The 20,238-nt window shown below is 37.6% G+C and carries 26 protein-coding genes and 1 pseudogene; 16 read left to right on the forward strand and 11 right to left on the reverse strand.

Features of this window, described 5'->3' with window-relative positions:
• The 10 genes and pseudogenes from LDM93_RS10880 to gatC form a co-directional block, all read right to left on the reverse strand.
• Positions 1-942 carry an SPOR domain-containing protein gene (locus LDM93_RS10880; RefSeq protein WP_223892428.1) on the reverse strand — a complete coding sequence of 314 codons (942 nt, stop codon included), beginning with the start codon at positions 940-942 and terminating at the stop codon, positions 1-3.
• A gap of 65 nt (positions 943-1,007) precedes the next feature.
• Positions 1,008-1,292, reverse strand: a complete 285-nt coding sequence (locus tag LDM93_RS10885) for a hypothetical protein (protein WP_223892429.1) — start codon at positions 1,290-1,292, stop codon at positions 1,008-1,010.
• A gap of 27 nt (positions 1,293-1,319) precedes the next feature.
• Positions 1,320-1,502: pseudogene (locus tag LDM93_RS11425) on the reverse strand (DUF1882 domain-containing protein); the annotation flags it as partial.
• Between the two features lie 9 nt (positions 1,503-1,511).
• Positions 1,512-2,762 (reverse strand): serine hydroxymethyltransferase, encoded by a 1,251-nt coding sequence (locus tag LDM93_RS10895; protein ID WP_223892430.1) that lies wholly within the window; start codon positions 2,760-2,762, stop codon positions 1,512-1,514.
• Positions 2,763-2,806: 44 nt separating this feature from the next.
• Positions 2,807-4,462: a lysine--tRNA ligase gene (lysS, locus tag LDM93_RS10900; protein ID WP_223892431.1), complete on the reverse strand. Its 1,656-nt coding sequence runs from the start codon at positions 4,460-4,462 to the stop codon at positions 2,807-2,809.
• A 129-nt stretch (positions 4,463-4,591) separates the two neighbouring features.
• Positions 4,592-5,029, reverse strand: coding sequence for a Fur family transcriptional regulator (locus LDM93_RS10905; RefSeq protein ID WP_223892432.1), 438 nt, complete (start codon positions 5,027-5,029; stop codon positions 4,592-4,594).
• Between the two features lie 8 nt (positions 5,030-5,037).
• A complete protein-coding gene (locus LDM93_RS10910; protein WP_223892433.1) occupies positions 5,038-5,667 on the reverse strand; it encodes a CvpA family protein in 630 nt (209 codons plus the stop codon).
• An 82-nt stretch (positions 5,668-5,749) separates the two neighbouring features.
• Positions 5,750-6,808 (reverse strand): type IV pilus twitching motility protein PilT, encoded by a 1,059-nt coding sequence (locus tag LDM93_RS10915; protein WP_223892434.1) that lies wholly within the window; start codon positions 6,806-6,808, stop codon positions 5,750-5,752.
• Between the two features lie 13 nt (positions 6,809-6,821).
• The gene (locus tag LDM93_RS10920; RefSeq protein ID WP_223892435.1) at positions 6,822-7,163 is read right to left on the reverse strand and encodes an arsenate reductase family protein; all 342 of its coding nucleotides are present in this window, start codon (positions 7,161-7,163) and stop codon (positions 6,822-6,824) included.
• Between the two features lie 9 nt (positions 7,164-7,172).
• Positions 7,173-7,463 carry an Asp-tRNA(Asn)/Glu-tRNA(Gln) amidotransferase subunit GatC gene (gatC, locus tag LDM93_RS10925; RefSeq protein ID WP_223892436.1) on the reverse strand — a complete coding sequence of 97 codons (291 nt, stop codon included), beginning with the start codon at positions 7,461-7,463 and terminating at the stop codon, positions 7,173-7,175.
• Between the two features lie 103 nt (positions 7,464-7,566).
• On the opposite strand from gatC, the gene LDM93_RS10930 reads away from it, so the two are divergent.
• Genes LDM93_RS10930 through LDM93_RS10960 form a run of 7 tightly spaced genes read left to right on the forward strand, consistent with a single transcriptional unit; the run spans position 7,567 to position 11,933 of the window.
• Entirely contained in the window at positions 7,567-7,908 is a 342-nt protein-coding gene (locus tag LDM93_RS10930) for a ferredoxin-thioredoxin reductase catalytic domain-containing protein (protein WP_223892437.1), read from the forward strand.
• 45 nt (positions 7,909-7,953) lie between these two features.
• A complete protein-coding gene (locus LDM93_RS10935; protein ID WP_223892438.1) occupies positions 7,954-8,349 on the forward strand; it encodes a rhodanese-like domain-containing protein in 396 nt (131 codons plus the stop codon).
• Position 8,350: 1 nt separating this feature from the next.
• Entirely contained in the window at positions 8,351-8,899 is a 549-nt protein-coding gene (locus LDM93_RS10940; protein ID WP_223892439.1) for a YqiA/YcfP family alpha/beta fold hydrolase, read from the forward strand.
• A gap of 6 nt (positions 8,900-8,905) precedes the next feature.
• Positions 8,906-10,015, forward strand: a complete 1,110-nt coding sequence (gene dapE / locus LDM93_RS10945) for a succinyl-diaminopimelate desuccinylase (RefSeq protein ID WP_223892440.1) — start codon at positions 8,906-8,908, stop codon at positions 10,013-10,015.
• A complete protein-coding gene (locus tag LDM93_RS10950) occupies positions 10,012-10,395 on the forward strand; it encodes a thioredoxin family protein (protein WP_223892441.1) in 384 nt (127 codons plus the stop codon). The genes dapE and LDM93_RS10950 overlap by 4 nt, the downstream gene beginning before the upstream one ends.
• Positions 10,396-10,404: 9 nt before the next feature.
• Entirely contained in the window at positions 10,405-10,917 is a 513-nt protein-coding gene (locus LDM93_RS10955) for a thioredoxin family protein (RefSeq protein ID WP_223892442.1), read from the forward strand.
• Entirely contained in the window at positions 10,914-11,933 is a 1,020-nt protein-coding gene (locus tag LDM93_RS10960) for a sensor histidine kinase KdpD (RefSeq protein ID WP_223892443.1), read from the forward strand. The genes LDM93_RS10955 and LDM93_RS10960 overlap by 4 nt, the downstream gene beginning before the upstream one ends.
• 24 nt (positions 11,934-11,957) lie before the next feature.
• On the opposite strand, the gene LDM93_RS10965 is transcribed toward LDM93_RS10960, so the two are convergent.
• Positions 11,958-12,425 carry a DsrE family protein gene (locus tag LDM93_RS10965; RefSeq protein ID WP_223892444.1) on the reverse strand — a complete coding sequence of 156 codons (468 nt, stop codon included), beginning with the start codon at positions 12,423-12,425 and terminating at the stop codon, positions 11,958-11,960.
• Between the two features lie 83 nt (positions 12,426-12,508).
• On the opposite strand from LDM93_RS10965, the gene LDM93_RS10970 reads away from it, so the two are divergent.
• From LDM93_RS10970 to soxA, 9 genes are all read left to right on the forward strand, one after another.
• Positions 12,509-13,645, forward strand: coding sequence for a hypothetical protein (locus LDM93_RS10970; RefSeq protein WP_223892445.1), 1,137 nt, complete (start codon positions 12,509-12,511; stop codon positions 13,643-13,645).
• On the forward strand, positions 13,642-14,301 hold the full coding sequence (locus tag LDM93_RS10975; RefSeq protein WP_223892446.1) for a response regulator transcription factor: 660 nt from the start codon (positions 13,642-13,644) through the stop codon (positions 14,299-14,301). Before LDM93_RS10970 ends, LDM93_RS10975 begins: the two co-directional genes overlap by 4 nt.
• Positions 14,291-15,436, forward strand: a complete 1,146-nt coding sequence (locus LDM93_RS10980) for a HAMP domain-containing sensor histidine kinase (protein ID WP_223892447.1) — start codon at positions 14,291-14,293, stop codon at positions 15,434-15,436. Before LDM93_RS10975 ends, LDM93_RS10980 begins: the two co-directional genes overlap by 11 nt.
• 337 nt (positions 15,437-15,773) lie before the next feature.
• Positions 15,774-17,186, forward strand: a complete 1,413-nt coding sequence (locus LDM93_RS10985; protein ID WP_223892448.1) for an OprO/OprP family phosphate-selective porin — start codon at positions 15,774-15,776, stop codon at positions 17,184-17,186.
• 13 nt (positions 17,187-17,199) lie between these two features.
• Positions 17,200-17,697 carry a DsrE family protein gene (locus tag LDM93_RS10990; protein WP_223892449.1) on the forward strand — a complete coding sequence of 166 codons (498 nt, stop codon included), beginning with the start codon at positions 17,200-17,202 and terminating at the stop codon, positions 17,695-17,697.
• 250 nt (positions 17,698-17,947) lie between these two features.
• Entirely contained in the window at positions 17,948-18,523 is a 576-nt protein-coding gene (gene soxX, locus LDM93_RS10995; protein ID WP_223892450.1) for a sulfur oxidation c-type cytochrome SoxX, read from the forward strand.
• A 13-nt stretch (positions 18,524-18,536) separates the two neighbouring features.
• Positions 18,537-19,004 carry a thiosulfate oxidation carrier protein SoxY gene (soxY, locus tag LDM93_RS11000; RefSeq protein WP_223892451.1) on the forward strand — a complete coding sequence of 156 codons (468 nt, stop codon included), beginning with the start codon at positions 18,537-18,539 and terminating at the stop codon, positions 19,002-19,004.
• A 108-nt stretch (positions 19,005-19,112) separates the two neighbouring features.
• Positions 19,113-19,451: a thiosulfate oxidation carrier complex protein SoxZ gene (gene soxZ / locus LDM93_RS11005; protein ID WP_223892452.1), complete on the forward strand. Its 339-nt coding sequence runs from the start codon at positions 19,113-19,115 to the stop codon at positions 19,449-19,451.
• 3 nt (positions 19,452-19,454) lie between these two features.
• Positions 19,455-20,231 carry a sulfur oxidation c-type cytochrome SoxA gene (gene soxA, locus LDM93_RS11010; protein WP_223892453.1) on the forward strand — a complete coding sequence of 259 codons (777 nt, stop codon included), beginning with the start codon at positions 19,455-19,457 and terminating at the stop codon, positions 20,229-20,231.
• The last annotated feature ends 7 nt before the right edge of the window (positions 20,232-20,238 follow it).

The raw sequence follows: 20,238 nt of genomic DNA on the forward strand, positions 1-20,238 counted from the left end.
TTACCTCTTTACTATAAAAGCACGTTTATGTACACGGTCTTTTATATCGATGAGAGCACGATTCACGGATGCTCTATTGCTATAAGGACCTATAAGTATTCTTTTGATGCCGTTTCTATCAGGCTTTGTCATGATATATTTGTACCTATTATTTCGAATGACCGACATAAAACGTGTGCTTGGTTTCTTTCTATATGCACCTACTTGAACATAGTACTTTCTACTCTCTACCGTTTTAGGCACAGACTTGGTGGTTAAAGGTTTTCTCACTGGTTTTTTTACATACTGTGCTGCAGGCTTAGGTGTTTTAACTATAGGCGTTTGTACTTTTTTAGGTTTGACAGGTGCTGTAACCTGAACGCTTTCTTCGCGTTTTCTTTCTGCGGCCTTTCTTTTCTCCTGTACTGCTTTCCAGTAGGCTATGTCAGCTGCATCTTTTGCTTCTTTTTCTTTTCTTGTTAACGAAGGCTCTTGCTCTATGACTGCTTTGGTTGTTTTGGCCACAGGTGCTTTAATCTCTTGATCCAGTATATTTGAAAGTACAGGTTCTTTTTGTGTCTCGTCTGCTTTAGGTATCACTGGCAGTTTTGGTTCTTCTTTTTGAATCACTACAGCCGGTTTTTCAATACCATCAGTTTTTTTTGTTTCAACTACCGGTGCTTGGGGTTTACTCTCAATCATATTTGAAAGTGATGGTTCTTCTTTGACTTTTTGTGGCTTAGGTACTTCTTTTAGCTGGAGCTCTGGCGCTATCAACTCTGTGGTATCCTCTTTAAAAGCAAGTCCATTTTCATCGGGTGTTTTAAGTAAAATTTTCGTGAGGATAATAGCCACGATCAATACAACGATCAGTAATGCGATAATGGTTAAAAAGCTTTTGGTTTTACTATTTTTAGGTTCGATATTATCGATAATGAGGTCATCAAGATTGTGATCATGCATAAGGGGAGTGTCTCCAGATATAATTTTGTATTGATTATATCATATTTATATATATTATTTAAATGTTAGAGTCTATTATAGGGAAGTGTGACGATATTGTATGCTTCTGGCAGTGTTATTGAAGGCAGACATTTCCACTTTTTCGTCATTTTTTCTTTGAGTGCATTTGAAAGTTTTTGAAGTTGTGCATCTGCCTCTTCCAATGGTAAGTGGTCTACTCTTATAAAGACCTGCAGGCGTTCAATATCTTTACCCTGATAGATATGATAGTCGGTGATATTAAGTGTTTTAAAGAGGTGCTTGATAAGATGCTGAAACCGTTTGTGTTCATCACCTTTGTATTCGATCACAAGATAGTTGGTATGGTTCTCTTTCAGCAGGGGGGCTGCAATCGTAAATTGCCTATTTTGGTGTTGTTCTAACAGCAGAGGTGTCAGCGGTTCATTAATACGTTCAAATTTAGCATAAAAGGTACGATTGCTGAACTGTATCTGTTCAACGATCGTATTCCTTTTAATGTAATAATGGTCATCAAAAAGATCTAAATCAAAAACTTTTATGGTTGTACCTTAGTAGATAGGTTTGTCATAGATCACAAAATCTTGTGCCAGTACTTTCATCTCTTCTTTGATCGTTGCATGCAGTGCAGCATCATTGATATTGTCAAGTACATCCGCAATCTTATTTGCGATGATTTCAAACTCTTTCTCTTTCATCCCTCTGCTTGTAAGTGCAGGAGAACCAATACGTACACCTGAAGTCACAAATGGACTTCTTGTCTCACCAGGGACAGTGTTTTTGTTTACGGTGATACCTGCTGCACCCAGTGCCGCATCCGCATCTTTACCGGAGAAATCTTTGTTCAGGAATGAAACCAGCACTAAGTGATTGTCTGTACCGTCAGAGACGACATCGTAGCCTCTTTCCATGAGAACATTTGCAAGTACTGCTGCATTTGCTTTGACCTGTTTTGCATAGACTTTCCACGCATCACTGAGGTTGTGTTTGAAACCTACTGCTTTTGCAGCGATTACATGTACAAGCGGCCCGCCTTGAAGTCCAGGGAAGATAGCTGAATTGATCTTTTTAGCTATATCCTCATCATTTGTCATGATCATACCACCACGAGGTCCCGCAAGTGTTTTATGTGTAGTCGTTGTGACAACATCCGCATATGGGAATGGGCTAGGGTGTTCACCTGCACATACCAAACCTGCAATGTGAGCGATATCTGCAAAAAGGATCGCTCCCACTTCATCAGCGATCTCTCTAAACTTTTTAAAGTCTATCTCTCTTGCATAAGCAGAAGCACCACATACGATGATCTTAGGTTGTACGATCTTAGCGATCTCAAGTACTCTATCATAGTTGATACGACCATCAAGCTCTACACCGTAAGTGAAAGATGAGTAGTTTTTACCAGAAAAACTTGGCTTTGAACCATGTGTCAAGTGACCACCGTGGCTTAAGTCCATTCCAAGTATCTTTTCTCCGGCTTTAAGAAGTGCTGCATAGACAGCTCCATTTGCCTGCGAACCAGAATGCGGTTGAACATTCGCATAGTTACAGTTAAAAAGCTCACATGCTCTGTCAATAGCAAGTTGTTCTACGGTATCAGCAAACTCACATCCGCCATAGTATCTTTTATATGGATAACCTTCGGCATATTTGTTTGTAAATACTGAACCCATCGCTTCCATCACAGCAGGGATCGTAAAGTTCTCAGAGGCGATCATCTCTAGGTGATCTGTTTGTCTTTCTCTCTCATTTTCAATCGCTTCAAAAATCTCCGGGTCAAATGTTTCTATAGCATAACTCATAAGGTATCCTTTGTTAGGTTTATTAGTGGATTTATATCCAAATTTTACTTTTGCTTCTCTTGCATTCTTTGTTTACAGGCAGCGACATCTATACAGAACATACCCTTGCCTTTTTTGGCAGGTTTAAGTTCAATTAGATTTTCGTTTCCACACTTTTTACATTTACTCTCTGGTGCACAGATAGGAGCAAGCTCTTCTCTTGGTACTTCCGGTTTCATCGCTGGGAACAGAAGTACATCACGGATACTGTGTTGGTTGGTCAGCATCATCACAAGTCTGTCTATACCGATACCCTCACCGGCTGTCGGTGTCATACCGTAGCTCAGTGCCTTCACATAGTCTGTATCCATATGCATTGCTTCGTCATCACCTGTAGCTTCTTTGGCATCTACTTGCCCCTTAAATCTCTCATACTGGTCGATAGGGTCATTAAGTTCAGAGAAACCATTGGCAATCTCTTTACCCGCCATGAAGAGCTCAAAACGCTCTGCAATGTCCGGATTCTCATCACTTCTTCTTGCAAGTGGCGAGATATCTACAGGGAAATCTGTAATAAAAGTAGGGTTAATAAGTTTCCCTTCGACAAATTCATCAAAGAGTTCAGCCTGCAGATAACCCAATGTAAGGTTAGGATCTACTTTGACATTATGTTCTTGGAGATACGCCAATGCTTTTTCTTTATCTGTGGCAACATCTGCGGGTACACCACCTATGCTTGTCAGTGATTCGATATACGGTATTTTCGCAAACGGTGTTGCAAAGTCTATCTCTACTTCACCATAAGGCAACTTTCTCTCAAGAGCAAGATTATCAAAGAGATAGTCAAACAACTCTTCGGTGATTTCCATCAGTTCAATATAGGTTTTATAAGCCCAGTAAAACTCTATCATTGTAAATTCAGGGTTATGCGTATGGTCCATTCCTTCATTTCTAAAGTTTCTGTTTATCTCAAAAACAGCTTCCATTCCACCAACGATAAGACGCTTGAGGTAAAGTTCAGGTGCGATACGCAGATAACGCTCTACATCCAGAGCATTGTGGTGTGTGATAAATGGCTTTGCATTTGCACCACCAGGAATAGGGTGCATCATAGGCGTTTCAACTTCTAGGAACTCTTTATTTTCAAAAAATCTTCTGACCATTGAAACAATTTTAGATCTCATGACAAAGTTCTTTTTGACATCAGGGTTCATGATCATGTCAAGGTAGCGTTGTCTGTATCTAAGTTCCTGGTCTTGCAATCCATGGAACTTTTCAGGTAGTGGAGAGATCGCTTTGGAAACGATTTTCATATCTTTACAGTGCAGTGTGAGTTCACCTGTTTGTGTGACAAAAGGGTATCCTGTCACTTCGATGATATCTCCGACCTCAAAGAGTTTCTTTGCTATATTGTTGTAAAAACCTTCCGGTAGTTCATCTCTATTGTAATAGATTTGAACTAAACCTTCTGCATCTTCTATTTTTGCAAAAGCAGCTTTCCCCATGATACGGATAAACTTGATCCGACCTGTCAGTGAGTAGCTTTTGTTCTCATCTTTTTTCTCATCACTCTCTTGCTCTTTGATATAAGCACACTCTTCTAAAAACTGTGTTGAAGGGGTTCCTTTTTGTATCTGGTTAGGGTAAGGATTGATACCTTCTTCTCTTAGTCTCTCTGTTTTTTTAATTCGTTCTTGGATATATTGATTTTCAAATATCAAGCTCTCTCCTGTTGTTGATCTAATTATTGCATGCTATAGAGTCAAACCCTATAGACTATTTTTGATGTTGAGGCTGCTTTTCAAGCAATCCCACATGATTGATTGTATGTATGAGCGGGTTCAGTCTGGTTATTGGCACTTCTCACAAAGACCGATGATCTTCATCGTATGGTCTGTCATTTGAAAGTTGAACTTCTTTGCTATCGCTTCTTGTCTCTCTTCAATGGTTTCGTCGTAAAATTCTATAATACTACCACATTTTGTACAGATAAGATGATCATGGTGTTTCTTAAGCCCAAGTTCATATTTTTTGCCTTGTACACCAAAGGAGATAGAACTGGCGATCTCTGATGTTTCAAGTAAGGCAAGTGTACGATATACAGTTGCAATACCGATATTAACATCAGGGTGTTGTTCTTTCAGTAAGGTATAAATATCCTCAGGCGTAAAGTGACCATTATTTTCATAAAGAAACTTCAAAACAAGTTCTCGTTGTTTTGTGAACTTCAGTGCGTTTTCTTTTAGAAGTGTTTGGAACTTTTCTAAAAGTAGAGGATATTCAATCATACTGAACCTTATTTTTCTATAGTACTGTTGGTTTCAACAATCGAAGCATTGGTCTCAACTGAAACATTCGTTTCAGCAGAAGCAACGACTTCTGTTGTATCAGAAACAGTCAGCCCCAGATCAGAGGTATCCAGGTTGATAAGGTATGAACCTACTTCTCTAAGGTAGGGATACAGGACAGAATCATTGATGTACTTTTCTAAATTGTCTTTGACGAGTGTTACGTTTGATAAAGCAGTCACGATCAACGCAAAAATAAGGAAATACTTCCCTCCTCCTGCGATGAAACCAAAAAGACGATTAAGAAAACCTAAACCACTTTCACTGGTAAGTTTGGAAAATATAGTACCAAGGATGGTAGCACTAAACCAAATAACGATCAAAATGGCAAGGAAACCAATCAGTTGAAGCAGGGATGCATTCTCTAAATGCAAAAAGTTCGTATCAATAAATGTTGCAGCTTTATCAGAAAGTCTAGAGGCAAAGTAGACTCCGGCTACAAGACCTAAAAGGCCAAATACCTCTTTGATAAACCCCTGCATAAAACCTTTGATCCCCAGTATCAGTACAATGGCTGAAATCGTGACATCAAAGTAATTGAAGTCCATCATTGAAAAACTTTCCATTGAAAAATCCATATTATCCCCTGTGTTTACTATAATTTTTGCGTATTGTATCTATATCTCTCTAAAAATGTTTTGAGAGAGTTTTTTGTTAAGATCATGCTTTTCCAGAAAGTTCAGCCGGTCTGTTAGCATACTGCATAGCAACGTCACGACTTATCTTCCCGTCTTGGAGGAATTTAAGCAGTGCCTGTGTTTGCGTTTGCATACCGGTATCACCTTGTCCCAGTTGCATTTGTGAATAGATCTGGTGTACTTTATCTTCACGTATGAGGTTTGAAATAGCATGATTGGTTACCAGGATCTCAGAAGCAGCTACACGACCTCCTCCTAATTTAGGAAGAAGTGCCTGTGCGATAACAGCAACCAGTGAAGAGGCGATCATGGCTCTGATCTGTGGTTGTTCATCTCCGGTAAATACATCGATAATACGGTTAATGGTTCCCGGTGCTGATGAAGTATGCAGGGTACCAAAGACAAGGTGACCGGTTTCTGCAGCAGTCAGTCCGGCTTCTATGGTTTCTTTATCTCTCATTTCCCCGATCAGTATGATGTCAGGGTCTTGACGCATGGCAAATTTAAGTGCGACTGCAAAAGACGCAGTATCTTCACCTACACCTCTATGCGAGAAGACACATTTTTTATTCTGGTGAATAAATTCCACAGGATCTTCCACGGTGACGATGTGTTTTTGTTCGTGAAGGTTTATCTCATTGAGCATTGCAGCCAATGTGGTTGATTTACCAGAACCCGTTGGTCCGGTTACCAGAATAAGCCCTTTTTCTCTTTTGATAAGTTTTTTATAGACCTCAGGAGCACCCAAGTCATCCAATGAAGGCACATCAATAGGAATGATCCTGAAGGCCGCGGCAGTGTCTCCCAAGGTACGATAGTAGTTTGCTCTGAATCGTCCTATACCAGGCAGTAAGAGTGCGAAGTCAAGTTCATCATGCTCTTCAAAGTGTTGTTTTTGCTTTTCTGTGATAAGCGAGTAACACATCTCCTCGATATCTTCTCCTGTAAGTGCAGGAAGGTTTACGGGTTTAAGTACCCCATCAAGTCTTATTTGTGGTTCTGTACGACTTACGAGGTGAAGATCCGATGCGCCGTGTGTAACAACACTTTGAAGCAGTTTTTTGATATCAAAAGCAGCCATTATTATCCTTTTTTTAATGTATAGTTTCTAGATATTGAGACTCATTATACCCAACTATCACCTTGTTATCAAGCTCAATAACAGGCCTTTTAATGAGCATGTTTTCTTTTGCCAGCCAACGTTGTTTGTCTTCGTCAGAAAGAGCAAGGTCTTTGAGTTTTAAAGTTCGGTAGGTTGTGCCTCTGGTATTGAAAAGGGTTTTTATATCGGTGTGTCTTAGCCATGAAGCAATCGTTTTTTCATCTACCGGTGTTTCACGGAAATCTATAAACTCATAGGATATCTCATGGGATTTAAGATATTTTATCGCTTTTCTGACACTGTCACAATTTTTGATACCATAGATCTTTAACATGAAATGCACTTATTCAATGATCGCTGGTACGATGAAAAAGTCATCTTTTGCTTGAGGTGCATGTGATAAGATATCTTTTGCAATATCATTGGCTTTTCTGGGACTATCATCTCTTAAAGGTGTACCCCCTTCAAGCGTTGAAAAAGAAGCATCTAATGTTTCCGTATCAAGTTCATTGAGATTATCTACGTAATTGAGAATACCTGAGAGTTGTTCTATTACTTCTTCTTTTTTAGAATCATCGATCTTTAGGTGTGAAAGTTTTTCAAGTTTCTCTAAAACTGTGTTATCTATTTGCATGATATCCCTTGCGTAATGGTCAATTTTTATAATTGCTCTTATTATATATTAATTTAGTTTAAGATATAACTACAGCTCAAATAACGAACCAAGGGGATAAAGTATGCAGAAATTGGATATGAATTCAGAAGAATTTAAAGCAGAAATGGAAAAGACAAAAAACTTTACAGATAAAGTATGTGAAAGTAAAGGTTGGGTTTACAACAGCAATGAAGAGGTGAATGAAGCTATCATCATGGGCCTTTCACGTCACAAATTACTTTATGGAAAAAGATTTTGTCCATGTTTCATGGTTGAGCCTGATGAGTCAAAGCCAGGAAAATTCAAAAGCGTTGATGACAGAATCTGCCCATGTAAACCTGCGATAGAAAAAGAGCTCCCTGAAGATGGAGTGTGCCATTGTCAAATCTTTTGTACACCTGAGTATCGCGCAGCACAAGAATAGTTAAGTAAATAGTATTTTTAAGTTAACAGCAAGTTATAATTTTGATTGACTATAATACTAGATTATTTTCAGTCAGGAGATCATAGTATGCAAGGTATGCAAGAGTTACTTGAAAAAGATGATATTAATTCAGAAGAATTAGAAATTTTATTGGAAGCACGTGATGAAGGGAAAGTAGATTTCCTTTTGGTTGATGTAAGAGAAGATATGGAATATGACATGGGTCATATTAAAGGTGTGGATATGCTGAAACCGACCACTGCTTTTCAACAATGGGCACAAGAGCTTTTTAATGAGACCCAAGATAAAAAAGTCATCTTCACCTGCCGTACAGGCAGTAGAAGCGGGCAGGTACAACATGTATTTAAGCAAAATGGTCATACAGGCGCATTAAACCATTTTGGCGGTATTGTGACCTATCATGGTGAAATAGAAAAATAAAATGTCTAAAATCCTCTATCTTCACGGTTTTGCATCTTGCGGAGAAGGGAATAAATCTTTACTCCTTAAATCCTATTTTGGTGCAGATAATGTTATCGCACCGGATCTCCCACCTTCCCCGATCGATGCTATAGAGTTGATCGAAGAGATTTTAGGATCTACAAACATTGACTGTTTGATAGGTTCATCGTTAGGCGGATATTATGCAACCGTTTTGGCTGAAAAATACTGTATGAAAGCCATACTTCTTAATCCATCGACCCAACCGTGGGAAACCTTGGCTGCCTATACAGGGTGGCAAAAACGTTTTTGTGATGAAGAGGTATTTGAATTCAAGCCGGTGTATCTCGAACAACTTAAAATGTTACAAACAGCTCCAGAGAAAGGGAGATATCTGCTTCTTTTGCAAAGTGGGGATGAAGTGTTAGATTATACTAAAGCACAATCTTTTTATAATACACACAAAGTTATCGTTGAGTATGGTGGTAATCACCGTTTTGAAAACCTAGATGAGTATCTCTCAATGGTAGAAAAATTTATAAATAAATGAGTCTAAATGAATGTAGTTGACCTATTGCTCAAACTGTTGAGTTTTGAATCTTTGACACCTGATGATGCAGGATCGTTAAAATTCATAGAAGAGTATCTTGATGAGTATGAAGCAATCTATGTAAATAAAGAGGGTGTGAAAAACCTCATGTTAAGTAAAAAGTTCTCAGAGGGACCGCATCTTTGTTTTGCCGGACATGTAGATGTCGTTCCTGCGGGGAATGGCTGGGAGACTAACCCTTTTGTTCCTGTGATCAAAGAGGGTAATATTTATGCGCGTGGGGCACAAGATATGAAAAGCGGTGTGGCTGCTTTTGTACAAGCCTGCAAAGAGAGTGAGCATTTTGAAGGAACACTTTCCGTACTGCTGACCTCTGATGAGGAGGGTGAAGGTAAATATGGTACGGCTGTGATGCTTGAGCACCTCAAAGAGATAGGTTTTTTACCAGATTACTGTATTGTCGCAGAACCAACGTGCGAGCGTCTGTTTGGTGATGCGATCAAGATAGGAAGAAGGGGTTCCATTAATGGGTATTTAACGTTAAACGGTAAACAGGGGCATGCTGCGTATCCTGAGAAAGCGATCAACCCGGTTCACCAGATAGCCTCTGTTCTAGATAAAATTGCCGGTGTAGACCTGGACCAGGGTGATGATGATTTCGCTCCAAGTAAAATGGTGATCACGGATATCCGTGCAGGTATGCAAGTCACCAATGTAACACCGGGGGAATTAAAAATGATGTTTAATGTACGTAACTCCACTAAAACTACACAACAAGAGGTTAAACTCCATATAGCCAAATGTTTTGACGGTTTGGATTACAGTTTGGAACTCACGCAAGGCTCATACCCGTTTGTGACCAAAAGAGATTCAAAGATAGTACAGAATCTCACATCAAGCATCAAAAAACTTACGGGGGTGGATACAAAACTTTCTACTGCCGGTGGTACCAGTGATGCAAGATTTATGGGGGCTTTTGGCATAGATGTCGTAGAGTTTGGTGTGATCAATGACACTATTCATGCACCGAATGAAAGAACATCCATCAAAGAAGTTGAAGCACTTTGTGATGTCTTTAAAGATACAGTGAAACATTTTAATGAAGGAAAAATATGAACAAAATAGTTTTAGGACTTTTACTCCTCTCAAGTATGCTCTTTTCAGTAGAGTGGAGCAAGGATTTGGATACAGCATTTGACTTAGCAAAAAAAGAACACAAAAAGATCATGGTCTTGGTTGAAAGTAAAACCTGCAGATGGTGTAAAAAACTGAAACACCGTACGTTGTCAGATGAAGCTGTAGAGAAGAGACTTTCAAAATTTGTGACCGTTAAAGTCATGAGAGAAGATGCTTTTGCAATGTCTGAATTACCAGAAGTAAAAGGTGTCCCTACGATATTTTTTATGAATGAAGATAAAGTCATTTTAGACGAAATACTAGGTTATGTGGATGTGGAGGATTTTATCTTTTATATCAATGAGATAGAAAAAAAGTAGAGATTAGTGTTGAACATTAAAGGGATCATCACGGGTATGGCATGTATCGGGTTACTCTTTTGTCCCGTATGTGGCGAAGAAACAGTAAAAACAGCGACACTCAGTACTTTAAAAAGTCAAAAACATGAAACCAGCCAAAAGATGCAAAAAAAAGACGGAACACTTAGTGTATTTGAGCAACTGAGTTGGGAAACAGATATGAATCATGCTTTTGAACGTGCTAAAAAAGAGCATAAAAATGTGATGGTCATGGTAGAAGACAGACGGTGCAAATGGTGTAAAAATATGAAAATGGGTGCATTGTCTGATCCCAATGTACAGGATAAATTACAATCTTATATCTTGTTAAAAGTGCAAAGATCAGATAAGAAAACCGCTGGTCGTATTGAAGATTTTACCGGGGCTATTCCAAGTTTTTATTTTATGGAGCCAGATCAGGAACTGTTTGAATCTGTGGTGGGCTATTTTGCTACAGAAGATTTTTTAAGGTTTTTAACTGAAATCCAAGAAGATGAATTATGATCTATAGACGTCCTCACTTTACAGAATATATCATGGCAAGACTTGTGACGCTGGCCGTTTTTACAGGGTTTGTCTTTAGTACGCTTTTGTATATTTTTATTCCTGAAGTGACCATTGCTTTTTCTGCTATAACGCTTTTAATATTAGGTTTCACCATATTTATTTATGCTATCAATCGCGGTGCAAGACGTATGCAAAAAGAACTTATGCTTATCAATAAATATTTGGACAATCTTGAAAAGATAGAGAAGGTGGACTATAAAGCACACTTTTTCACCCAAGAGTTTGAAGATCTTAATCAGAATCTTATTAAAGTACTTGACAGTGCCAAGAAACGTGAAGATATCAAGCAGCGTTATACTGCAAAATTGAAGCTTAAAAATCGCCAGCGTGCAGATATGATCTCAGCGATCGCCCATGAGTTTCGCAACCCTATAGCTTCTATTATGGGATACGCACAGACATTGGAAGAAGATAAAGAAATTCCTCAGGCATTGCAAGAAAAATTTTTAAGTAAGATATATAACAATGGTGTCAAAATAGAAGCACTCCTCAGCAGACTAGTTCTGTGGAATCAATTTGAGAGTGGTGAAGCCACACTGCATCCAAGTGAGTTCGATCTCTATACACTGGCACAAGAAGTCACCACATCTTTGGAAGAGAAGTACCCTCAAAGAGAGATCGTATTAGAAGGGAATAGTCATATGGTTGAAGCGGACCGCACACTTTTGGAAATCGTACTCAAAAACTTGATAGAAAATGCACTGAAGTATTCCAAAGATGAAGTCGTGGTCAAGATTGATGATCGTATATCGGTGATAGATAAAGGTGCAGGTATCTCCTCTTCAGACATTAGCAAAGTCACCAAAAAGTTTTATCGTTCAGGTACACACAGCTGGGATAACTCTATGGGATTAGGGCTCTCTATCGTCAAGAGTATCCTAGCGTTACACGGTACAGAATTAGAGATCGAAAGTGAAGAAGAAAAGGGCTCTACCTTCTCTTTTCATCTTTAAAATTTCTCATTGATTATTAATAGTTTAATCCCCAACAGGTATATACGCATACCCTTCATTCTGTTTGTCTATCAACCCTATCGTTGAAGTAGGGATGATCTTTACAAAGTCATAGATATCTTTTTTTTCTAGACCATGTTTATGTAAGCCTACTCCGCATACTAGAAACTCAACATCATAGGTGCTGGCCAGGGTTTCAATACGTTTTCCCAGATCTTGATGTGTAGAAACCAATGCTTTGTCATCCTTGTATTCACTGTTTGCAGGGTCTTTTAGAAAGAACCTGTAGGCACCGCCATGGATGACAACTGTCACATCTAGCTCGCGCAAGGTACTTTCATAATGTACTTTATTTGTGACGGTAGCACTTAATATACGCAGTTCAAAATTCTTCAGATCTTTGGTAGTTAAATCATATACCACTTTGGCAGAATCCTCTTGTGCGTATAGTATGCCTAGACTTAAGAGTAGACTGCAGATAATTTTTTTCATGTGTGTTCCTTTTAGTAAGATTAAGATAGGATACCGTTATAATATAAAAAAAATGTAAACACTAAGGAATAGGATCCAACTTTATGCGTGCAAAATTAAAATCATGTACCCCTTCAAAATACATCAGTAAAATAGCGGCCTATATAACGTTTGGTGTATTGATGATTCTTTTTGTCTCGGTTTTTTTCTTTGTGAAACAAAGTAAAGAAGACAGACTCATCAGTTTGGGTGATCATATAGTCAGTGATTTTAGAGCAGGACTTGACTATGAGATGGTCGATCTGCTTTCATTGTCTTTGGCACTCTCTGAAGATGGCGAACTTAAAAATGCACTTACTGCCGAAGATGAGTCTCAAGGCTATCGCATCCTAAGTAAGATCACAGAACGGTTTAAAAAATATACACATGTAAAAACTTTGCGTATCCAAGTACTTACCCCAGATTTTTTCATTTTCGCACGTAGTTGGGATGAAGGGTATGAAGGGATGCCCATTTGGTGGTTTAGAGATGATCTGGCTTCTTTAAATAAGAACAGCCGTCCAAAAGTAGGGATGGAAACCGGTAGGTTACTTACTTTGAAAGCAACGATACCTATACGCAGTGGAGATAAAGTACTTGGCTACCTCGAAGTGATTAAGTTTATTGATGAGTTTACAGTGAAGTTACGTCAAAAAGGCATAGAACTTTTTGCACTGATGGATGAGGAATATCTGGAAAAAGCTGAACTGATGCGGAATTTTCCCTTGTTGAATGGATATATTGTTTCCAATCAAAATTATAATCAACAATATATGGATAAAATAGAAATGTTAGATTGGGAAAGTTTTTTACTCAATAATTATGGATATGAAGACGGTATTCTTTATTTGCATGAACCTATGTTGAATGGAGAAGGAAAACAGATCGGTATGTACTTATTGTGTATTCCGGAGGATGCACTGAAACAACATGAAAAAACAAGCCAAAGTATGTCGATCTTCACACAGTTTTCAGATGCAGATATTAAGAATGTGGTGGATGCCTGGAAGGCTCCACATGACAGTTTTCGTAATCATTATGACAAGGAGATCATAGGGATATTACCAAAGTTGAACGAAGAAGATAAGAAAGAACTTGAAATAGAAGCAAAACGACTACTGTATGACTATAGCAAAGATGAACTTATTGATATCATTCTGGATAATAAGCATAATGAAAAAAAGACAGGGATTGTCAAATGAAAATACTAATTTTAGAAGATGAAAGAATACTTGCGTTAAGTATGAGAGAATTTTTAGAAGAGAGTGGTTATGAGGTTGAATCTTTTACAGATTCTGATGCAGCATATGATGCTATTTATGATAATGTCTATGATCTATTGCTTCTGGATGTGAAAGTACCTGGTGAAAAAAATGGTTTTGAGATGTTGGAGGAGTTACGTGAAGATGGCAATATAACACCGGCTATCTTCATTACCTCGCTAACGGATATAGATGATCTAAGCCGCGGGTATGAGTGTGGTGCCTGTGATTATATACGGAAACCTTTTGACCTTGCAGAACTGAAATTACGTGTGGAGCAGGTGATGAAAGTACAATGTTTTGCTTCACCTGAAGAAAGTATAGAGTTGCCATCAGGATATAATTATGATCTCAAAAAAATGAAGCTTACTTTTAATGGTGAAACTGTATATCTTGCTAAGACAGAGACAAAGATATTAGAGCTTCTTATCAAGAAAAGAGGTTCTGTGGTGAGTTGTGAAATGTTTTGGGAAGAGGTATGGGGAGAGTGGGTAGATTCTGCCAATATTCGTGTCCAAGTAGGTAATTTGCGTAAAAAACTTGAAAAAGATTTCATAAAAAATGTACGTGGCGTAGGGTACAGCATTGATTTTTAATACCCAAGAGTTTGCCCGTAAATATGCATTGTTCTATACGGGGATATTGGCTGTTTTACTGATAGCGCCATTGGTGGTCTATGTCCAATTGCTTTTACAGATAGATGAAGCCAAAGTGAAACTCTCTCTTGAGTCACAAGCAAAAAAGATCATCACTTCTATGCAGCAGTATCAAAATGAAGATCAAGTCTACCATTTCCCACGCTATAAAGAGTATAAAGCAGCACTCTATACAGATCAGTATGAAGTTGTATTTTCAAATTTAGAGTTTGAACCTTTGTCCTTTACGGAAGGTTTTCATCAAAAAAGAAATCGTTATTATTATGTCTATCCCCTTCCTGATGCCTATTATTTTGGTGCAAACTATTTACTGGTCTCTACGGTGCATACGGCCAATAATATTTACTTTTTTGCCGCGATGATCATGATCGCTATTGTGATCGCTTTATTCATATTTTCATTTTTATTGCTTAGAAATTTTTCAAGACCTTTTGAAAAACTCAATGAACAGCTTGATAACTTTATTAAAGATTCTATGCATGAGATCAATACTCCTTTGAGTATCATTAACTTGAATTCTGATCTTTTTGCTAGTAAATATGGTGAAAATAAATACTTGTTGCGTATGAAGTCTGCTGCAAAAACGCTTGCCACTATTTACAATGATATGGATTATCTTGTGAAAGAGGGTAGGGTAGCGCATAAAAAGAGCGTCTTGGACTTTAGTGAATTTATTCAAAATAGAGTAGATTATTTTCAAGAAATTGCAAACCTTAAGCAGATACAACTTGATACAAATATTCTTCCCGGACTCACACATACATTTTCAAAAACGAAACTGCAGCGTATTGTTGACAATACAATTTCAAATGCGATCAAATACAGCAATGACGACAGCCATGTTGAGATCAATGTATATACGATCGATGCACATATCGTTTTTGAAGTCATAGATTATGGTGTGGGTATAAAGGACACCAGTAAAATATTTTCACGATATTATAGAGAGAATGAAGCCAAGGGTGGCTTTGGTATAGGATTGAATATCGTAAAGAAAATTATAGATGAAGAAGATATTCTTCTGGAAATCAAATCTGCATTGGGGGAAGGTGCAAGATTCCGCTATACCTTTTAGACTATCTCTCCTATTATATATTTATTATATTAAAAATATATTAATATATAAATTAAAATTATAATAAATTTATTAATATAATTAAATATATTACATATACGAATAATATAGACCGATGAAGCCAAATTTTCTTTTTAGATAACCAAAAACACTGTTATACTGGCCATTAATGATGAAAAACATTTTATTTTATTTGATTCATTTTTGGAAAAAATACGATTTTTATTATCATTTTTCCATGATATAAATATATTTTATACTAAATAATAAGTTATTTTTACACTTTATTTATACTTCCTAGATACTATATTTCTTGAAATTATAAAAAGGACAGGAAATGATTCAAGGAAAAACAAGTGTTTCAAAACGATCTATATTGAAATTTGCTTTGGTCGCACCACTATTATTTAGTGGGGTGGAAGTGAATGCAGCAAACTGGCTAATGCTTCAAGGTACACAACCAGATATGGTAGCCCCCAAAGGGGTGAAAGTGCCCTATAGAAGCAAGATGCCAAAAGTATGGGGTTTTATTCAAGCCAACTACAAGGAAGATTTTGGGGATGTATTTGTAGCGCCAGATGGTAAAAATAAAACACCATTTTCATACCTTAATCCAAATCTAGAAGATCAGAAAGGGTTTAATGTATTTAGAGCACGACTGGCACTTAGAGGAATGGCTGATAGTGAGAACCTTGTTAACTATTTCTTTATGACAGAATTTGGGAACAGTGCCGTCAATAATCTTGCCGGGCATGACGTGGCTACCTATTTTACAGATGCTTCTATTACACTCAAGCATATACCTGGAGCCAAGGTTCGTGTGGGGATGTTTAAGACACCCGGAAGTGAAGAAGGACTTCAAGCCGTATTCGTCTCTCCTTATATAGAATTTACCACGATGACGAATCACCATCTTCTTGAACGACAGGTCAGTGATGTTGGTGTTGCACAAACTGGTAAAGCTGCCGGAGGTGCTTCGACAACACATTATACCAGCACAAGTGTAGATAAACCGATTGCGGCATTTAGGGATTCAGGAGTACAGATATTTGACACGTTCAAACTTCAGGATGACTGGGATGTGAGCTATGCATATATGTATGGTAACGGCACAGGTGTTTCACACAGTAGCTCCAATAAGCAGGCAACACACTACGGATATCTGGCAGCTGAGAAATCATTTGGCAAAGGTAAAGGGTATTATACAGAAGCGATGAAATTTTTTGTATGGGCACAGGATGGTAAACGTTCATTAGATTCATATGACGGAAATGTCACATATGAATCGATTGATGCTAACCGTCAACGCTATGGTATTGGGATGACATATTATCATAATGGTATACGTTTTGAAGCAGAGTATATGAAGGCAAAAGGGATGATATTTGCCGGTGCAAAAGAGGTGGATACAGATCCGAATCCTTCGGTTCAGGATTGGCAGTTTCAGTTTGCTACAGGCGATGAAAATGAAGCTGACGGTGGTTATGTGAACTTACAATATGAGATCATACCCAAAAAGTTCGAAGTATTTGGACGTTATGACTACTGTGATCGTTTGACCAATGATATAAAGGGTGAACGTCAGTTTAAAACAACTACTCTGGGAGCATCCTATCGATACAGAGGCCCAACACGGATTGACTTGAACTATATTATGAAAGATGCAGAAGCACCGGGCAACCCTAATGCACAAAAAGTATTAGACAATATGGGTAATCGAATTGCGGTTCAGATTACGGCAGCATTTTAAGAAAGGATAAAGAATGAAACAAAAAAAAACCCTATGGATGCTTATGGCACTTATGATGACAGCTACCTTACCGGCATTAGCTAAAGAGAAGAAAGTTACAAAGATCGTTTATCAATGTGATTTCCCGGATGTAAAGCGTGTGCATCTCATGCTAAATACACTGAACAATGCGGTAAAACATTACCAAAGTACATTAGAAGAGTATGAGATAAATGTCGTAGCCCTTGGTCCCTGTCTGCAATATGTGATGAAGGACTTTAAAGATACGGGATTTGAGAAAAAGCCTTATATTGAGCATGGTGGACCTGCAGGAAATGGTACTTCGGGACGTATTAAGAGTTTACTCATGACAGCAGGTGACAATATGAAAATTATCGCATGCCAGAATACCATGAAGAAGAAAAATGTTAAAGAAGAACAAATGGAAGATTATGCAGAACTAACTCCAGGAGGGATTATTAAAATCATTGATCTTCAGAAAGAGGGAGCTTCATATATTAAAATAATGTAATACTTCTTACTGTAAGCATAAACAGGTCAAAGCTGTTTATGTTTTGACCTTATCTCCAAAACATTATTTAAATCATGATTTATAGAGCATTCTCATAAAGTGGTTGTTATCTTTCTTATGAAAAATATTAGCCTTTATAATAATACTTTTTGATTATAAAAGATAATGAAAATATTTTTATAAAATTTACACTTTCTTTACATTCCTTAGTTATGATACTTCCTGAAAAAACAAATTAAAAGGAGTATGAATGCATACAAAGATCAAATGTTTTGCCTATGCAACATTGTTTTTATCAGCTTCAGCATCACTATGTGCTGTGGATTTGACAAAAGCATATGATATGCCAGATGCAACAAAGATGATAGAGAAGGATCTATTCCCGGCAGCTAAAAAGTACACAATGCCAAAGAGCTGCGATCTCACAGATGCGAATGCAATTGCTAGAGGGAAATTTATGTTCCATAATCTCAATGGAAAAAAAGCAAAAGCAAATCCACCAGCAGGGTTGGCTAAGTTTGTTGAGAAAAAAGGTAAAGACGGTAAAGTAACAAAAAAGCCAAAACAGTATGGTAACTGTGTAGCATGTCATGACATTGAAGGTGCAAAAGGTGCAGGAAACATCGGTCCTAGTCTTACAGGATACAAGGAAATGTTCTTGGATACAAAAGTAAGAGATGCACAATTTGTTTATCAAAAAATTGCAGATCCTAGAGTGGACAATGCAAATACACATATGACGGTTAATCTTACTACAGGACTCTTTAATGAGCAAGAGATTTGTGATTATACTGCGTACGTTGTATCGGAAAAAAAGAAAAAGTAAAGGAAAATAAAGAATGGAAAGAAGAAATTTTATAAAAAGTATCTGTGCAGCATCAGCTGTAGCAGCGACAGTGACACCTTCAGCACTACTTGCGAAAGAAGCACCAAAGGGTGGAAATATATTGAGTTATGATGCTGCTGTAGCAGCTATTACAGGTGGGAAAGCGGTAGCAGACAGCGATAAAGTGAAGTTGACAGTACCTGAAATCGCAGAGAATGGTGCCGTTGTACCTGTAAAGGTTGAAGTAGATAATCCTATGGAAGAAAGTAATTATGTAAAAGCGATCCATGTACTGAGTACTAAAAATGGTAATGCAAGATGTGCAGATGTCATGCTTACACCACTGAATGGAAAAGGATATTTTGCAACAAGAGTAAAATTGGGCGGAACACAAGATGTTGTTGCATTGGTAGAGCTTAGCGATGGTACTTTTATGAAATCAGCGAAAAGTGTTAAAGTAACTATCGGTGGATGTGGTTGATGATATCAAGTGATGTTTACATGGAAAACATCAAGATTTAGTAAGAGAGATGGAAAAAGAAAAGATCTTTTTTCAATAGAAAAAATAATAATTAAAAAAGGATAATAGATGGCAGAAAAAAGAAAATCGATGATTAAAATCAAACCTAAAAAATATAAAACGGGAGATTTGGTAAAAGTTGATTTTATTGTAATTCACCCGATGGATACAGGTTTACAAAAAGATAAAAAAACTGGAGAGATCATACCAGCACATTTTATCGATAACATTACTTTCTCTTTAGATGGTAAACCATTTACAACAATGAAAGTTTGGGAAACTGTTTCAACAAACCCTTATTTCTCTGTAAACCTAAAAGTACCTGGTAAAGGTAAAATAACGGTTGAGTATACAGACAATACAGGTGAGAAAAATACAAAGAGTAAAAAACTTAAGCCAAAAGGATAAGCAATGAAAAGAGTAATATTACCTTTAGCTCTTTTGGCAACCATGGGAACTGTAACGGTAAATGCCGGTGAGCAGTTCGCTATGAGTGATGCTGATAGAGCCATGTATCAAGAGATGCTAGAAAATAATCCCGCTGAAATCTATGTAGAAGAAGGTGGAGAAATTTTTGAAGAAGAATTAGGTGGAGAAGCAGCTTTAGCAAAATTTTTAGGAGTCTCTGAAAAAGAGTTGCCTAAATACATTGCAGGATTCCCAAGATATATAGCAAAACTTGGTAATGTTGTCGGACTCGATCAAGTGATGCAAGCGATGCAAGTAGAGCAAGGTAAAGAGAAAACAAAACTCAAATCAGGGAAAATGTTCTCTATGCTTGCTTATGTAAAATCATTAGCAAATGATGAAGTGATCAATATCGATGTGACTGCAGATGAACACATTAAAGCAGCCTATGCTTTAGGTGAAAAAACCTATATGACTCCAAGAGGGGGAAGAGGTCTTTCATGTAACTCTTGCCATAGTGCAGATATCGTGGGACAAGTACTGAGAACACAGCCACTTCCGGATCTAGGTGACAATAATGTTGCTGGTACATGGCCGGCTTACCGTATGACAAAGTCAAGTCTTAGAACGACACAAAGAAGATTTCAAGGATGTATGAACAATGCATTGCTTAAAGTTATTCCTATAGGATCTAAAGAGATGAATGCACTCGAAGTATACGTGACTAAACTTGCAGCGGATAAGAAAAAGCCAATGGCTATCCCTGGTTTGAAGAGATAAGGGGATA

Source organism: Sulfurovum sp. TSL6, assembly GCF_019972115.1.
In the GTDB taxonomy this organism is placed as follows: Bacteria; Campylobacterota; Campylobacteria; order Campylobacterales; family Sulfurovaceae; genus Sulfurovum.

Bases quoted from the DNA above. Each gene is read 5' to 3' on its own strand.
- LDM93_RS10880 (WP_223892428.1), bottom strand. From the start codon at position 942: ATGCATGATCACAATCTTGATGACCTCATTATCGATAATATCGAACCT.
- LDM93_RS10895 (WP_223892430.1), bottom strand. From the start codon at position 2,762: ATGAGTTATGCTATAGAAACATTTGACCCGGAGATTTTTGAAGCGATT.
- LDM93_RS10905 (WP_223892432.1), bottom strand. From the start codon at position 5,029: ATGATTGAATATCCTCTACTTTTAGAAAAGTTCCAAACACTTCTAAAA.
- LDM93_RS10910 (WP_223892433.1), bottom strand. From the start codon at position 5,667: ATGGATTTTTCAATGGAAAGTTTTTCAATGATGGACTTCAATTACTTT.
- LDM93_RS10915 (WP_223892434.1), bottom strand. From the start codon at position 6,808: ATGGCTGCTTTTGATATCAAAAAACTGCTTCAAAGTGTTGTTACACAC.
- LDM93_RS10920 (WP_223892435.1), bottom strand. From the start codon at position 7,163: ATGTTAAAGATCTATGGTATCAAAAATTGTGACAGTGTCAGAAAAGCG.
- gatC (WP_223892436.1), bottom strand. From the start codon at position 7,463: ATGCAAATAGATAACACAGTTTTAGAGAAACTTGAAAAACTTTCACAC.
- LDM93_RS10930 (WP_223892437.1), top strand. From the start codon at position 7,567: ATGCAGAAATTGGATATGAATTCAGAAGAATTTAAAGCAGAAATGGAA.
- LDM93_RS10940 (WP_223892439.1), top strand. From the start codon at position 8,351: ATGTCTAAAATCCTCTATCTTCACGGTTTTGCATCTTGCGGAGAAGGG.
- dapE (WP_223892440.1), top strand. From the start codon at position 8,906: ATGAATGTAGTTGACCTATTGCTCAAACTGTTGAGTTTTGAATCTTTG.
- LDM93_RS10950 (WP_223892441.1), top strand. From the start codon at position 10,012: ATGAACAAAATAGTTTTAGGACTTTTACTCCTCTCAAGTATGCTCTTT.
- LDM93_RS10960 (WP_223892443.1), top strand. From the start codon at position 10,914: ATGATCTATAGACGTCCTCACTTTACAGAATATATCATGGCAAGACTT.
- LDM93_RS10965 (WP_223892444.1), bottom strand. From the start codon at position 12,425: ATGAAAAAAATTATCTGCAGTCTACTCTTAAGTCTAGGCATACTATAC.
- LDM93_RS10970 (WP_223892445.1), top strand. From the start codon at position 12,509: ATGCGTGCAAAATTAAAATCATGTACCCCTTCAAAATACATCAGTAAA.
- LDM93_RS10975 (WP_223892446.1), top strand. From the start codon at position 13,642: ATGAAAATACTAATTTTAGAAGATGAAAGAATACTTGCGTTAAGTATG.
- LDM93_RS10985 (WP_223892448.1), top strand. From the start codon at position 15,774: ATGATTCAAGGAAAAACAAGTGTTTCAAAACGATCTATATTGAAATTT.
- LDM93_RS10990 (WP_223892449.1), top strand. From the start codon at position 17,200: ATGAAACAAAAAAAAACCCTATGGATGCTTATGGCACTTATGATGACA.
- soxX (WP_223892450.1), top strand. From the start codon at position 17,948: ATGCATACAAAGATCAAATGTTTTGCCTATGCAACATTGTTTTTATCA.
- soxY (WP_223892451.1), top strand. From the start codon at position 18,537: ATGGAAAGAAGAAATTTTATAAAAAGTATCTGTGCAGCATCAGCTGTA.
- soxZ (WP_223892452.1), top strand. From the start codon at position 19,113: ATGGCAGAAAAAAGAAAATCGATGATTAAAATCAAACCTAAAAAATAT.
- soxA (WP_223892453.1), top strand. From the start codon at position 19,455: ATGAAAAGAGTAATATTACCTTTAGCTCTTTTGGCAACCATGGGAACT.